Origin of the sequence: Kitasatospora sp. NPDC056731 (genome assembly GCF_040687675.1) — a bacterium.
GTDB lineage: Bacteria > Actinomycetota > Actinomycetes > Streptomycetales > Streptomycetaceae > Kitasatospora.
Genome location: NZ_JBFBNR010000005.1, coordinates 224,874 through 237,643, shown reverse-complemented (window position 1 = coordinate 237,643; position 12,770 = coordinate 224,874). Strand labels below are relative to the sequence as shown.

Genomic DNA, 12,770 nt, shown 5'->3' with positions numbered 1-12,770 from the left:
CGGCGGCGGGCGGTCAAGCGCGGGCCAGCCGGTCGTAGAGGGCGCCCAGGTCTGCGGCGACCCGGGCGATGTCGTAGTGGCCGACCGCAGGGGGGTGCGGCAGCGGGTCGGCGTTGTGGTCGTTCAGGTGCCGCAGGTCGCGCAGCGCGGCGGCGTACGCGGCGCCCTCGGAGGGGATCCGGCGGGCCTGCGGGGCGGCGCCGGGCGGCAGTTCGTCGAGCGCCGGGCAGGCGCTGTGCCGCACCGGCAGGCCGGCCGCGAGGCCCTCCAGGATGCCGAGGCCGAAGGTCTCCGCGGTGGAGGGGGCGGCCAGCACGTCCAGGGCGGTCAGCAGGTCGGGCACGTCGTCGCGCTCGCCGGTGAGCACCAGCCGTTCCCGGACGCCGAGTTCGGCGGCCCGGTGCTCCAGCGCGGCGCGCTCCGGGCCCGCGCCGACCAGCACCAGCCGGGCGGCCGGGTCGAGTGCGGCGAGGGCCTCCAGCAGCACCTCGAAGCGCTTGCCGGGGACCAGCCGGCCGACTCCGCCGACCACCCAGCTCCCCTCCGGCAGGCCGAGTTCGGCCCGCAGCCGACGACGGGTCGCGGCCCGGTCGGCGGCCGGGCGGCGGTAGCGGGCGGTGTCGATGCCGTTGGGGATCAGCTCGACCCGGGCCGGTGGGACGCCCCAGGAGTGCAGCGTCTGGGCGACCTGCCGGGAGACCGCGACGGTGGTGCTGCCGAGCCGTTCGGCCGCCAGGTAGAGGCCCTTGACGCCGCGGGTGACCGGGCGGCCCTCGATCACCCCGGCGTGCAGCGAGTGCTCGGTGGAGACCACCACGCGGACCCCGGCGAGCCGGGCCGCCAGCCGGCCGTACAGCTGCGCCCGGTACAGGTGGGTGTGCACCAGGTCGTAGCGGCCGGAGCGGACCAGCCGGACCAGCCGGGGCAGCGCGCCCAGGTCGCGGTTGCCGCGCATGCCGAGGTGGTGGACGGTCACCCCGTCGCCGCGCAGCGCGGCGGCGACCGCGCCGGGGTTGGTCAGTGCGACCACCTCGCACTGCTGGTGTGCGGGCAAGTTCCGCAGCAGCAGCTGGAGTTGGCGCTCGGCGCCGCCCGAGGCGAGGCCGGTGACGATGTGCAGAACCCTCACGGCCGGGCCCCCCGCCGGGCGACCAGGGGGCTTCGGCGCAGCTCGGTGACGGTGTCGCGCAGCCGCTGCCGGCCGCGTTTGGCGCGCAGCCGCCAGGCGCCGTCACGGTCGCCGACGTAGCAGCGGGGCAGCGCGAAGCGGCCGGTGAGCGGGGAGTGCGCGATGGCGCAGGCGTAGTCGTAGCCGGCGTCGCGCACGGCCTCGGTGGCGGGCAGGTCGACGGCGCCGTACGGGTAGCAGAAGCCGGTGACCGGGCCGCCGACCACCTCCTCCAGGAGGCGCCGGCTCTCCCGGGTCTGCACCGCCAGGACGTCGGCCGGCAGGCCGGGCAGCGCCTGGTGGCCGAGGCCGTGCGAGCCGATCTCCCAACCGGCGGCGGCGAGTTCGGTGACCTCCTGGACGGTGAGCAGCTGCTTGCGCGGCCCCTCGGTGTCCCAGCCGTTGTCCCGGCCGAGCAGGTCGGCGACCACGTACGCGGTGGCGGTGAAGCCGTACGCCTGGAGGATCGGCACGGCGTGGCGCGCGAAGTCCGCGTAGCCGTCGTCGAAGCTCAGCCCGACCAGTCTGTCGTCCCGGCCGACGGCCCGGGCCCGCATCAGCTCGCGCACGGAGACGCCGCGCCGACCGCGCCGGTGCAGCCAGGCGACCTGCTCGGCGAACCGCTCGGGGCTGACGGTCAGCTGGTACGGGTCCTCCTTCTCGACCGCCACCGAGTGGTACATCAGGATCCACGGCGAGGAGGAACCGGGGCCGGACGGTTCGCCGAGCGGGCGGCGGCTCCTGGACAGCCGCGCCTTCGGCCCGGCGGAGTCGGTGTACGGGAGGTCGCCGCGTGGTGCGGCTGCGGCCGGTACGGCCTGGCGGCGGACGCCCGCCTGGGTCGAACGGACGGTTCCCCGTTCATTGTCCATGGGGAAGCTTCCCTTCATCGGCGACGGTTGGCGGGTTCAGGGCCCGGGCCACGGCGAGGACCGGACCGCGCACCTCACGCGCGCCGAGGCCGGTGCCGAGGACGGCGAAGGCCAACGCCACGGTGAGGCCCCCGAGGAGGGTCGAGAGCAGGGGGCCGGTGGCCAGCCCGGCGACGGCGGCGCCGAGGGCGGTGGCGCCACCGGCGGCGGCCAGCAGCCGGGCGTGGCCGCCGAGCACCCGGCGCAGCCGCAGCGGGATGCCGCGCAGCACCAGGCCGTGCAGCAGCAGCGCGGCGGCGGCGGTGATGCCGGCCGCGTTCCCGGCGGCGAGCCCGAGGGCGCCGAAGCGGGGGGTGGCGAGCAGGCTGACCACGACGGTGACGCCGAGGCCGAGCAGCATCGCGGCGACCGGGAACCAGTCCAGCAGCCGGCGGCCGCCGTCCTCGGTGCCCGGATCGTCGGCCCGGCGGACCACCGGGCGCAGCGAGAAGTACGGGCGGATCATCACGCCGATCAGCGCCTGGGCGGGCAGGCCGAAGCTGTAGACCCGGATGACGGCGGCGGTGGCGGCGGTGTCCCGCGGGCCGAAGGCGCCGCGCTGGAAGAGCAGCGAGACCACCGAGGGGGCGCAGGCCATCAGGAAGGCGGTGCCGACCAGGACGACCGCCGCAGCCTGGCCGAGGTCCTTCTCGACCCGGTCCCGGGCGGCGGTGAGGTCCCCGGCCGCCAGCGCCCGGGCGACCAGCGGGAAGGTGACGGTGCAGATCAGGATGCCGGCCGTCATGGCCAGTTGGGAGACCTTGGCGGCGTAGTTGAGGTGCGAGATGGTGCCGGGCGGCAGCGCCGAGCCGAGGTAGCGCTCGACGAAGACCTGCGACTGCCGGGTCAGGGTGAACGCGGCCACCGGCAGCAGGGCGAACGGCATCAGCACCAGCGCCTTGCGGGAGCGGCGGGCGCGGCCCGCGCCGGGGTGCGATCCCGGGCCCGCACCCTGGCGCAGCCGGCGCAGGAACGGGGCGACCAGCAGGCCAGCCATCAGCAGGCTGCCGAGCGCGACGCCGAGGGCGGCGGAGCGCACGCCCAGGAAGGACTGGCAGCCGAGCAGCACGGCGAGGATGCCGACGTTGTAGGCGACGTAGATGCCGGCCGGCGCGGTGAAGCAGTGGTGGGCGCGCAGCCCGGCGGCGAGGTAGCCGGCCACGCCGAACGGCAGCACGGTGATCGCGGTGATCCGGGTGCAGGTGACGGCGAGGCCGGGGTTGGCCAGGCCGGGGGCGAGCAGCTCGACCAGCTGCGGGGCGCCGAGGGCGGCGGCCAGCGCGAGCCCGCTGAGCGCGAGCAGCAGCCAGGGCAGGGTGGCGCGGACCAGTTGGCGGACCGGGTCGGGGGCGTCCGGGTCCTCCTCGCGCAGCACCAGGGCGAGCGCGAAGGCGGGCACCATGAGGAAGGACATGGCGTCCTCGATCAGCAGCGGCGCGGCCGTCTCCGGGACGGTCCAGGCGACCAGGAAGGCGTCGGTGCCCTGGTTGGCGCCGAAGTAGCGGGCCAGCAGGAGGTCGCGCAGCAGGCCGAGGCCGGAGCCGGCGGCGCTGAGGACGGCGGTGATGCCGAAGGCCTTGGCGAGGAAGCCGCGCCGGGGGGCCGGATCGGGCCCGGGCGGCCGGCCGCCGGCGCGGACGCCGCGCGGGGCGGGCACGGCGGAGGCGAGGGCCGGCTGGTCGGTGGTCATCGCGGGTCGGCCTCCGCGACGCAGGCCCGGGCCGCGAGGCCGAGGACGACGGAGGTCAGCACGGTGGTGGTGCCACCGATGTCCGCGTACAGGTAGTCGACCAGCACCCAGGTGAGCAGGGCCAGGGCGGCGAGGGCCGGGCCGCGGGAGTGGCGCAGGCAGCCGAGCAGCAGGCCGAGGAAGAGCGCGGCGTAGGCGACGATGCCGATCAGCCCCTGCTCGCTGAGCACCAGGAAGTACATGTTGTGCGGGGAGAGCAGCGGTTCGCGCTGGAAGCCGATGGTGGAGTCGGCGGCGTCGCTGCCGGAGGAGAGCCGCAGCGGGGCGTGGCTGTCGCGCAGTTGCTGGAAGGCCTTGGGGCCGGCGCCGTGGACGGGGTGGTCCTGCCAGATCCGCCCGGCGGTGGACCACAGGTCGTAGCGGTCGGAGACGGACTGGTCGGGGGCCGCGGAGACGGAGCCGATCGAGCCGAGCCGGGCGGTGACGCCGGAGGCGCCGAGGCCGAGGCCGCCGACCAGGACGACCGCGCCGGCCAGGCCGAGGACGGCGCCGCGGACGGCGAGCCGGGCGTCGGCGCGCAGCAGCAGCACGGTGGCCGCGGCGGCGGTGGCGATCCAGCTGCCGCGGCTGAACGAGACGGCGAGCGGGAAGGCCAGGAAGGCGGCGGCCGCGAACATGGCGCGGCGCAGCCGGACGTCGCCGCCGGGGCGGCGCTCGGCGAGCGCCAGGGCCAGGGCGGCGAGCAGCCCGTAGCTGACGACCGTGGACATCGCCATGATGTCGAGGGCGCCGAAGGTGCCGACGGCCCGGATCGGCTGGCCGGTGTAGGAGGCGCCGGTCCGGGTGAGGTACTGGTGCGCGCCGACCACGCCCTGGATCAGCGCGGCGAGCACGAAGGAGCCGAGGACCAGCCGCTGGTCGACGCGGTCGCGCAGCGAGCAGAGCACCCCGGCCGGCACCAGGACGAACACCTGGGTGAGCCGGACGAAGCCGGTGAGGCTGGTGGCCGGGTCGATCGAGCCGACGGTGGCGACGGCGGCGGCGACCACGATGCCGCCGAACAGCACGCAGGTGGCGCGGCTGACAGCGGGCAGCCGCCCGCGCAGCAGGTTGAGCGCGGTGAGCGCGACCAGGGCCAGCGAGGCCACGTCGGCGGCGGTGACGTGGACGGCGGCGGCGACGTCCTTCTCGCCGGTGGGCACGCAGACCAGCAGGACGGTCGCCGCGGCGAGCAGGCTGGGCCGGTCCGCGAGCGCGGGCAGCGCCTTGCGTAACGCGAGCCGGGGGACGGCGGGAAGGGTCAGGGCCACGCGGGTCAGCTCCCGTCCGGGTGGAGCATCAGGACCGCGGTGCGGCACAGGATCTTGACGTCCTGCCAGAGGCTCCAGCTCTCGATGTAGCGGTTGTCGAACCGGGCCCGGTCCTCGATCGAGGTGTCCCCGCGCAGGCCGTTGACCTGGGCGAGGCCGGTCAGGCCGACCGGGACGCGGTGGCGGTCGGCGTACTCGGGGTAGGCCTGGCCGAACCGCATGACGAAGTAGGGGCGTTCCGGGCGCGGGCCGACCAGGCTCATGTCGCCGCACAGCACGTTCCACAGCTGCGGCAGCTCGTCCAGCGAGCTGCGGCGCAGCAGCCGGCCGACGGCGCCCATCCGGTGGTCCTGGGAGATGTTCCAGCGGGTCGCCGACTCGTGTTCGTTGCTCGGGCGCAGGGTGCGGAACTTGAGGACGGTGAAGACCTTGCCGTCGAGCCCGGTGCGCTGCTGACGGAAGAGCACGCCGGGGCCGGTGTCGAAGCGGACGGCCAGCGCGCAGAGCACCAGGACGGGGGCGAGCAGCAGCAGGCCGAGCCCGGCGGCGGTGACGTCCAGGGCGCGCTTGGCGGCCCAGCCGGGGCGGCGCATCGCCGGGCTGCCGACCCGCAGGCAGGGGAAGCCCCACAGGTGGTCGGCTCCGGACAGCGGGCCGGCGGGCAGCGAGCCGTGCTCGCGCAGCGCGGGCACCAGCCAGACCTGGCAGCCGAGCCGGGCGGCGTCGCGCAGGGCGGCGGCGGTCTCGGCCTCGTCGGCGGCGCCGGCGGTGGCGACCACGTGGTGGATCCGGTGCCGGCGGACCTCGCGCTCCAGCACCTCGCGGCCGCCGAGGACGGGCAGGTCGGTGTCGCCGGCGAGCAGCGGCGGGTCGGCGTCGAGGAAGCCGACCGGGCGCATCCCGTACTCGCCGCGCTCGCTGAGGGCGGCGGCGACCCGGCGGCCGAGCCGGCCGGCGCCGAGCACCAGGACGGGGTTGGGGCGGCTGCGGCGGATCCGCCGGACCAGGTGGTAGAGCACGGCGCGGCCGACGGCGGCGATCAGCAGCTGGACGCCGAGCAGGACGGTGAGCCGGGCCGGGGTGGCCGGGCCGCAGTCGGGCCAGCGGCCGTCCAGGCAGCCGGCCAGGGTGACGGCGAAGGCGGTGGCGACGACGGCCCGGACGGCCAGCGCGGGCAGTTCGTCCAGGACGGAGAGGGTGAGCCGGGTGCGGTAGAGGCCGCCGACCAGGTTGAGCACGAGCAGCAGGGGCAGGACGGCGGCGGCACCGAGCAGCGGCGCGAGCGGGACGGCGGGGTCGACGGCCCGGTTGGCGAGGCCGGTGGCGGTGCACAGCGCGATCGCGTCGACCTGGACCAGCGCGAGCGGCAGGGCGAGCCGGGAACGGACCGCCCCGCGGGGCCGGCGGGGCGGCGGCACCGTCCGGGTCCGGGCGGATCCGGCCGGACGGTCGAGCAGCCCGGTGCCGGGCCGCCGCGGGCCGGACAGGGACCGACCCGCTCGCGGCACGCTGTCGTGGTCAATGGTCATCAGCGCACGAACTCCCCTGCTGTGTGCCCGGGGTGACGGCGCCCCGGCACCGGATGGCGCGGGGCGGCCGTCCCGGCCCGGTGGGCGCGGTCCTGACAGCACCTGCTACCGCTGGCGGCTTTCGGTCCTCTCGCACCGGGCCCGGCCGCGCGGGGCGCGGCCATGAAGGGCTCAGTCGCGAATTCCCGGCGTGAAATCGAAACGAAGCAGGCGAAATCCGACAATACATAACCGGGCTGCGCAGGCTGGAAGTTGACTTGCCGTTTCATTCCAGCCGCCCATTAATAGGTATTTCGGATTTGACGCCTCGTCCCTATCCGGTTGAGGGTGCGAATACGACGGCGCCGGATCGGCGGGCATTCACGGCATGTGAAACGATCAGATCCGCTCTGGGACACGGGCCCGGCGCCGCCCGGCCGCCGGACCGGCACCCAGCAGATGGCGGTACAGCGCGTCCACCTGTTCGACCACCGTGCGGACGTCATGCCGGGCGACCACGTGATCACGCAGCCGCGCCCCGCGCCGCTCACACTCGATCGAATCGGACAGCGCTTCCGCCATTCGGGTGGCGAGCGCGGTCACGTCCTCGGGCGGCACCACCGCCCGCTCCCGCTCGGCCTGGGGCAGACACTCCCGGGCACCCGGCACGTCGGTCAGCAGCACCGGACGGGCCACCGCCATCGCCTCCAGCGGGGCCAGCGCCATGCCCTCCCAGCGCGAGGGCAGCACCACCAGGTCGGCCGCCGCCAGCCACGGCCTCGGATCCGGCACGTCCCCGACCAGCCGGACCCGGGACGGCTCGGCCGACTCCCGGACCAGATCCGCCAGCCGGTTCTCCTCCGGGCCGCCGCCGACCAGCGCCAGCCGAGCCTGCGGCACCGCCCGCAGCACCTCCGGCCAGGCCGCCAGCAGCACGTCCTGCCCCTTCTGCCGGCACAGCCGGCCGACGCAGACCGCGAGCGGGGCGTCCAGGTCCAGGCCCAGCGCGATCCGGGCCGCCCGGCGGTCGGCGGGTGCGTAGTGGCGGACGTCCACGCCGTTGGGCACCACCGCCCAGTCCGCGCTCACCCCGGCGGCGACGCCGTCGGCCCGCTCCTGGACGCTGACGCAGAGCAGGCGGTGCGCCCAGCGGCTGGCGAAACGCTCCCAGTGCAGGGTGGCGGTGGCCAGCGGGCCCTCGACGGCCGCGAAGGACCAGGCGTGCGGCTGGAAGACGGTCGGCACCGCGCCGCGTACCGCCAGCCGGCCGGCCAGCCCGGCCTTGGCACTGTGCAGGTGGACCACGTCGGGCGCGGCCGCCCGGACGATCCGGCGCAGCCGCCACGCCTCGGCGGCGGTGCCCGGGCCCGGCGAGCGCCCGGCGGGCCAGTCATGGACCAGCGCGCCCACGGCGGCGGCCTCCTCGGCCAGCCGTCCGCCGCCCGGGCAGGCGACCAGCACCCGGTGACCGGCCTCGCGCTGCCCCCGGACCAGATCGGCGACGACGCGGGCGACTCCGCCGTCCACGGGCTGTGAAATGTGAAGGATCGTCATATGCACGGCGGCGAGCCTAGGGTGGCTCCCCCGCGCCGGGCGGCCCTCGTCACCCGCAGGTGGCGGGCCGTCCACCCGTACGGCTTTCCGCTCGTACGGGTGGGCGGGCCGCTCGAATTCCCGGGCGAATTACCGCGGGAAAGGCGAACTCAGTGAGCTCGGTGAGCTCAGTGCGCTCAGTGAGCTCGGTGCGCTCGGTGAACTCAGCGGACCTCGGCGGCCAGGTTGGCCAGCACCTGGTCGTGGATCCGGTTCAGGCCCTTCGGGGCGAAGGTCCGCTCGAAGAAGCCGCCGATGCCGCTCGCGCCCTGCCAGGTGGCCGAGACGGTGACCTTCGACCGGCCCTCACCGGCCGCCGAGACGGTCCAGGTGATCACCATGCTGGAGTTGGCGTCCTTCTCCACCAGCTGGTCGGGCGAGGGCGCCGAGACGGTGAACAGGCAGTCCCGCACGCGCTTCTCGGTGGCCTGCAGCTTCCAGTGCACCTGGGTGCCGGCGCCGGTGCCGCCGACCCGGACCTCGTACTCGCTGTACTGCGGGGGCAGCAGCTTCGGGCGGGTCACCTGGTAGTCGGCCAGCGCCTCGTACACCCGCTCGGGGGCGGCGTCGTAGTCCCGCTCGGTGGTGGCCTGCACCTGTCCCATGGCCTTGCTCTCCTCGTCCGTTTGGTCTTCCGATTCTCACCGGCAAGCCAATCACAGCGCCGGGGGCGCAGGTCGACCGGACGGCCCGCAGAGGTGGCGGGGCGGCGGGATAGGGTGGCCGGTGTGCTCGATCTGGTGACAGCAGTGCGCTACGTCGACCCGCTGCGGTCCGGCGGCTCCGTCCCCGGCGTGGTGGAGACCGACGACCTGGGAACCTACGTGGTCAAGTTCACCGGCGCCGCGCAGGGCCGCAAGGCGCTGGTCGCGGAGGTGATCGTCGGCGAGCTGGCCCGGCGGCTCGGCCTGCGCGTCCCCGAGCTGCGGCTGGTGGACTTCGATCCGGCCGTCGCCGCGGACGAGCCCGACACCGAGATCCAGGACATGCTCAAGGCCAGCGGCGGCCTCAACCTCGGGATGGACCTGCTGCCCGGCGCGCGGGACTACCGGCCGGGCATGATCCCGGTGGACTCCGCCGAGGCCGGGCGGGTGGTCTGGCTGGACGCCCTCACCGGCAACGTCGACCGCACCGTCCACAACCCCAACCTGGTGGTCTGGCACGGACGGCTCTGGCTGATCGACAACGGCGCCGCGCTGATCTTCCACCACCGCTGGGCCACCGCCGAGGCGGCGGTCGGCAAGCGCTACGACCTCAGCGCGCACGCGCTGGGCGGCGCGGCCCCGGACGTCCGGCTGGCCGACGAGGAGCTCGGCCCGCTGGTCACCGTCGGCCTGCTGGAGGAGGTGCTGGCACTCGTCCCGGACGAGTGGCTGGCCGACGAGCCCGGCTTCGACTCGGTGGCCGCCGTCCGGCACGCCTACGTGACCCACCTGGCCGCCCGGGTGGTGCTCTCCGCGCAGTGGCTCCCGGAGGGCTTCGCCACCCCCGAGCAGCTGCGCGAGGCCGAACGCCGCCGGGAGGCCCGGACCCGGGCCGGCCGGCCCGCCTGGCTCCAGGAAGTCCCGGACCTGCACGGCAAGCCGTCGGTGGAGACCGGCTGGGACCAGCACGTCGAGTGAGTGGGCCGGGGCCCGCCCGTGGAAGTCGGCCGGGCGCGGGCGGGCCCGGGCACAGTGGCCCGGAAACGACCGGGGAGCGGACCCGGATGGGCCCGCTCCCCGACTCAGTGTTCAGGTGTCGCCGTGGTCAGCGCGTCAGCGCCACCACTGGACCGCCTTCTCGGCGTTGATGATGCCCGCGCCGTAGAAGCCGTTGTCGTCCGCGCCACCCTCACAGGTGGCCTTGTACGCGCCGGTGCCGCCCGGGTTGTACTCGCCGGTCGGGCAGGGGTGCGACTCCGCCTGGTTGGTGAGCAGCTCGGTCAGCTCGTCCGGGTTGGCCCACGGGAAGGTGCTGGCGAGCAGCGCGACCACGCCGACGACGTGCGGGGTGGCCATCGAGGTGCCCTGCATGTAGCCGTACTTGTTGCCCGGGATCGTGGAGAGGATCCGGCCGTCCTTGTCCGGGGTGTCCGGGAGCTGGTAGCGGCGGTCGCCACCCGGCGCGGCGACGGTCACGACGCCCTTGCCGTAGCTGGAGTAGTACGCCTTGTCGCCCTTGACGCCCACCGAGGAGACGGCGATGACGCCGGGCAGCTCGGTCGGCAGCGACAGGCAGTCGTTGGTGACCGGGCGGGTCACCTTGGTGGTGTCGTCCGGGCTGGAGACGTCAACGGTCTTGTGCGCCAGGTCGATGTTCTCGTTGCCCGCCGCGGCGACGTTGAGGACGCCCTTGCGCTGCGAGAACGAGACCGCCTTGCGGACGGCGGCGCTGATCGCGGCCTGGTCCTTGTCGTTCGGGCAGTTGAACATCCACGGGTCGACGTAGTAGCTGTTGTTGGTCACCTTGAACTGGTGCTCACCGGCCCACACGAAGCCGCAGATCGCGTACTCGGGGTAGATGAACCCGCCGTCGTCGACGACCTTGACCGCGGCCAGCTTCACGTTCGGGGCGATGCCGACGACGCCCTTGCCGTTCTTGGCGGCGCCGATCGTGCCGGCCACGTGGGTGCCGTGGTCGCTGGTGGTGGGCTGCCAGGACTTCCAGTCGGTGTTCGGCTTGCCGCCGTCGATGCAGGAGACCGACTGCGAGGCGTCCACGTTGGCGGCCAGGTCCTCGTGCGTCGCGTCGATGCCGGAGTCCAGCACGCCGACGGTGACGTTGCGGCTGCCGAGCGAGAGCTTGTGCGCCTTGTCGACACCGATCTGGCGCATGTCCCACTGGTTGGCCTCGTACGGCTCCTGACCGGCGGCGGGCGCGGCGGAGGGCTCGGCGGCGACGTCGGCCTTGGCCTGGTCGGCGGCGGTGATGCCCTTGGTGCGGCTGGCACCGACGGAGTCGACGCCCTTGGCCTGACGCAGCTTCTGCGCGAACGCGGTGTCGTCCGAGCGGGCGATGACGACGCCGATCTGCTCGTACGAGTACACCACCGAGCCGCCGAGGGCGGTGATCGCCTTCTCGACCTTCTGCACCTGGCCGTGGTTGGCCTTGGTGTTGACGACGTAGCTGAGCAGCGGACCGGTCGTCGAGCCCACCGAGGGGGCTGCGACGGCGGTGCCGGCCGGGAGCGCGAGGGCGCCGGCGGTGGCGAGCACGAGGCCCACCGCCGCGAACCGGGTCCGGCTGATCCGAGGAACTCTCATAGGGGTTGGCCCTCCCGAGTCGTCATGCGGCAGCTGCGGTGTGGCAGGTGCGCCTGGAATGATCGGGACGCTAATGAATATTCGCTGATAAGCGCAAGAGGTAGTCATCTAATCGTCACATGTTGGCCAACATCGGAACCGAGGAGTCCGGAGGCCCAACATGTCAACAGAATTGAAGAGTGTTAAAAAGTGACGGCCCGCCGACGTGCTACGGTGCGCCGGGCAGTGAGTACAGCGTCCGGGCGTTGTCGGCGGCGACCAACCGGGCCAGCCGCTGCGCGTCCGCCGCCGAACAGGCGCCACCCGCCTGCCAGTCGGCCAGCACCGCCCCCAGTCCGTACCGGAACTGGGCGGCGCCCACCAGGTACAACTCGGGCAGCCCGTACGCGTCGGTGGAGAACAACAGCTTGCCGAACGGCGCCAGTTCCAGCATCTCGCCCAGCACCGCCGCCACCCGCGGGCCGGTGTAGGAGGCGGTCAGCCCGAGGTCCGTGTACACCGTCGGGAAGGCCTGGGCCAGCCACCCGGCCTGGCGGTGGTACGGGTAGCAGTGCAGCAGCACCAGCGGGACGCCGCTCGGCTCGGCGGCGCGCACGAAACCGGTCAGCAGCGACGGATCGGCCCGGTGCAGGGTGAGGTCGGGATCGCCGAAGCCGGTGTGGAGTTGGAGCGGCAGGCCCAGCCCGGCACAGACGTCCACGGCCGTCCAGAGCAGGTGGTGCAGCAGCACCGGATCGGCCAGCCGGCCCCGCCCGCCGCGCAGCCAGGCGCCGGCCGCGGCCACCACGGCCGCCCGCACGGGCCGTTCGGCGGGGACGGCCAGGCCGTGCCGGTAGGCGAGCACCGACTTGACCGCGACCGCACCCGCGGCGGCCGCCGCCAGCGCCTCCCCGACGGCCTGCGGCCAGGACTCGGCCGGGCCCGCCACCGCCTCGGCCACCGACTCCAGCCGGACCACCTCGTGCACCACCGCCCCGGCGGCCGCGGCGAGTTCGCCGAGCGGCAGCAGCGGAAGGCCCGCGGCGGCGGTCAGTCCGGTGTCCACCAGGCAGGTGTCCAGCCCGGCCGCGGCCAGCAGCCGGCGGGTGGCCTCGGCGCCGCCCAGCTCCCGCCGCCGGGCCAGGTAGTCGGCGGCCGGGGCGTGCGCGGGCAGGCCGAGGACGGGCGGGCACCAGCGCCGGACGGCCAGGCCGAGCGCGCTGTCGAAGGGCGAACAGCCGGGCGCGGGCGGCCGGTCGGACTCGGTGAGCAGCCCGGCCAGGGCATCGTCGGCGAGGTCGGCCGCCACCACGCTGTGGCAGTGGTGGTCGACCAGCGCGGGCACCGCCGTGGCCCCGGCGCGCAC

General features: G+C 74.8%; 10 protein-coding genes. 1 reads left to right on the top strand and 9 read right to left on the bottom strand.

Going from position 1 to position 12,770, the window contains the following annotated elements:
- Window positions 1-13: 13 nt before the first annotated feature.
- From AB0R04_RS07650 to AB0R04_RS07620, 7 genes are all read right to left on the bottom strand, one after another.
- Complete coding sequence (locus AB0R04_RS07650) at window positions 14-1,129, bottom strand: glycosyltransferase (protein ID WP_363369074.1); 1,116 nt, start codon at window positions 1,127-1,129, stop codon at window positions 14-16.
- Window positions 1,126-2,040, bottom strand: a complete 915-nt coding sequence (locus AB0R04_RS07645) for a polysaccharide deacetylase family protein (RefSeq protein WP_363369073.1) — start codon at window positions 2,038-2,040, stop codon at window positions 1,126-1,128. Before AB0R04_RS07645 ends, AB0R04_RS07650 begins: the two co-directional genes overlap by 4 nt.
- A complete protein-coding gene (locus AB0R04_RS07640) occupies window positions 2,030-3,769 on the bottom strand; it encodes a lipid II flippase MurJ (protein WP_363369071.1) in 1,740 nt (579 codons plus the stop codon). Before AB0R04_RS07640 ends, AB0R04_RS07645 begins: the two co-directional genes overlap by 11 nt.
- On the bottom strand, window positions 3,766-5,079 hold the full coding sequence (locus AB0R04_RS07635) for an O-antigen ligase family protein (protein WP_363369069.1): 1,314 nt from the start codon (window positions 5,077-5,079) through the stop codon (window positions 3,766-3,768). Before AB0R04_RS07635 ends, AB0R04_RS07640 begins: the two co-directional genes overlap by 4 nt.
- 5 nt (window positions 5,080-5,084) lie before the next feature.
- Window positions 5,085-6,608: a sugar transferase gene (locus tag AB0R04_RS07630; protein ID WP_363369067.1), complete on the bottom strand. Its 1,524-nt coding sequence runs from the start codon at window positions 6,606-6,608 to the stop codon at window positions 5,085-5,087.
- A 378-nt stretch (window positions 6,609-6,986) separates the two neighbouring features.
- On the bottom strand, window positions 6,987-8,141 hold the full coding sequence (locus tag AB0R04_RS07625; protein ID WP_063349601.1) for a glycosyltransferase: 1,155 nt from the start codon (window positions 8,139-8,141) through the stop codon (window positions 6,987-6,989).
- Between the two features lie 203 nt (window positions 8,142-8,344).
- Entirely contained in the window at window positions 8,345-8,785 is a 441-nt protein-coding gene (locus AB0R04_RS07620; RefSeq protein WP_063349600.1) for an SRPBCC family protein, read from the bottom strand.
- 123 nt (window positions 8,786-8,908) lie between these two features.
- Here AB0R04_RS07620 and AB0R04_RS07615 point away from each other — a divergent pair, with 123 nt between their 5' ends.
- Window positions 8,909-9,802: a HipA family kinase gene (locus AB0R04_RS07615; protein ID WP_063351455.1), complete on the top strand. Its 894-nt coding sequence runs from the start codon at window positions 8,909-8,911 to the stop codon at window positions 9,800-9,802.
- A gap of 135 nt (window positions 9,803-9,937) precedes the next feature.
- Here the strand turns inward: AB0R04_RS07615 and AB0R04_RS07610 are convergent, their stop codons facing one another.
- Both AB0R04_RS07610 and AB0R04_RS07605 read right to left on the bottom strand, forming a co-directional pair.
- Window positions 9,938-11,425: a S8 family serine peptidase gene (locus AB0R04_RS07610; protein ID WP_363369064.1), complete on the bottom strand. Its 1,488-nt coding sequence runs from the start codon at window positions 11,423-11,425 to the stop codon at window positions 9,938-9,940.
- Between the two features lie 208 nt (window positions 11,426-11,633).
- On the bottom strand, window positions 11,634-12,770 hold the full coding sequence (locus AB0R04_RS07605; protein ID WP_363369063.1) for an amidohydrolase family protein: 1,137 nt from the start codon (window positions 12,768-12,770) through the stop codon (window positions 11,634-11,636).

Excerpts from the sequence above, each read along its gene's own strand:
- AB0R04_RS07645 (WP_363369073.1), bottom strand. The coding sequence starts at position 2,040 with ATGGACAATGAACGGGGAACCGTCCGTTCGACCCAGGCGGGCGTCCGC.
- AB0R04_RS07640 (WP_363369071.1), bottom strand. The coding sequence starts at position 3,769 with ATGACCACCGACCAGCCGGCCCTCGCCTCCGCCGTGCCCGCCCCGCGC.
- AB0R04_RS07630 (WP_363369067.1), bottom strand. The coding sequence starts at position 6,608 with ATGACCATTGACCACGACAGCGTGCCGCGAGCGGGTCGGTCCCTGTCC.
- AB0R04_RS07625 (WP_063349601.1), bottom strand. The coding sequence starts at position 8,141 with ATGACGATCCTTCACATTTCACAGCCCGTGGACGGCGGAGTCGCCCGC.
- AB0R04_RS07620 (WP_063349600.1), bottom strand. The coding sequence starts at position 8,785 with ATGGGACAGGTGCAGGCCACCACCGAGCGGGACTACGACGCCGCCCCC.
- AB0R04_RS07610 (WP_363369064.1), bottom strand. The coding sequence starts at position 11,425 with ATGAGAGTTCCTCGGATCAGCCGGACCCGGTTCGCGGCGGTGGGCCTC.